The 794-nt window shown below is 67.5% G+C and carries 1 protein-coding gene; it reads left to right on the forward strand.

Translation table 11 applies throughout. The features are described from left to right. The first annotated feature begins 2 nt into the window (after positions 1-2). A protein-coding gene (locus tag IE269_RS42805; protein ID WP_318299719.1) for an IS5 family transposase occupies positions 3-784 on the forward strand; the annotation gives its coding sequence in 2 pieces (ribosomal slippage) (positions 3-315 and positions 315-784; 783 coding nt in all). Positions 785-794 lie beyond the last annotated feature (10 nt).

Below are 794 nucleotides of genomic sequence, written 5' to 3' on the forward strand. Positions count from 1 at the left end.
ACTTGTGGGAGCGGGTAGCGCCGTTGTTGCCGCCGTGTCCTGCGCGGCGGTATCGCTATCCGGGCCGGTTGCCGGCGGATGACCGTGCTGCGCTTCGCGGCATTGTGTACGTGTTGTCCAAGGGTGTGAGCTGGCGGGACGTGCCGGCGGAGCGGACTGGGTGCAGTGGGATGACGGCCTGGCGGAGGTTGAGGGACTGGACCGAGGCCGGTGTGTGGCCTCACCTGCACGAGGTACTGCTGGCTGAGCTACGGGCGACGGGCCTGCTGGAGATGGACGATGCGGCGATCGACGGCTCGCACATCCGGGCACTCAAAGGGGGGCTCACACCGGACCTTCGCCGGTCGATCGGGGCAGGCCGGGCAGCAAGCACCACCTGATTACTGACCGGCACGGAACCCCGCTCGCCGTCACCCTGACCGGCGGAAACCGCCACGACGTCACCCAGCTCCTGCCGCTCCTCGATGCGATCCCGCACATCCGTGGCCTGCGCGGTCGCCCGCGTACACGGCCACGCAGGCTGTTCGCAGACCGGGGCTACGACTTCGACAAGTACCGCCGCCTGGTGTGGAAGCGTGGGATCAAGCCGCTCTTTGCCCGACGCGGCGTCCCCCACGGCTCGGGCCTGGGCAAGACCCGCTGGGTGGTCGAGAGGACCTTTGCGTGGCTCCACCAGTTCAAGCGCCTGCGCATCCGCTACGAGATACGCGCCGACCTCCACCTCGGCCTGCTCCAACTCGCCTGCAGCATCATCTGCTTGAGACGACTCCGAACCTCATTCTGAAACGATCAGT

The sequence above is a fragment of the Streptomyces spiroverticillatus genome (assembly GCA_014650415.1).
GTDB classification, from domain to species: domain Bacteria; phylum Actinomycetota; class Actinomycetes; order Streptomycetales; family Streptomycetaceae; genus Streptomyces; species Streptomyces spiroverticillatus.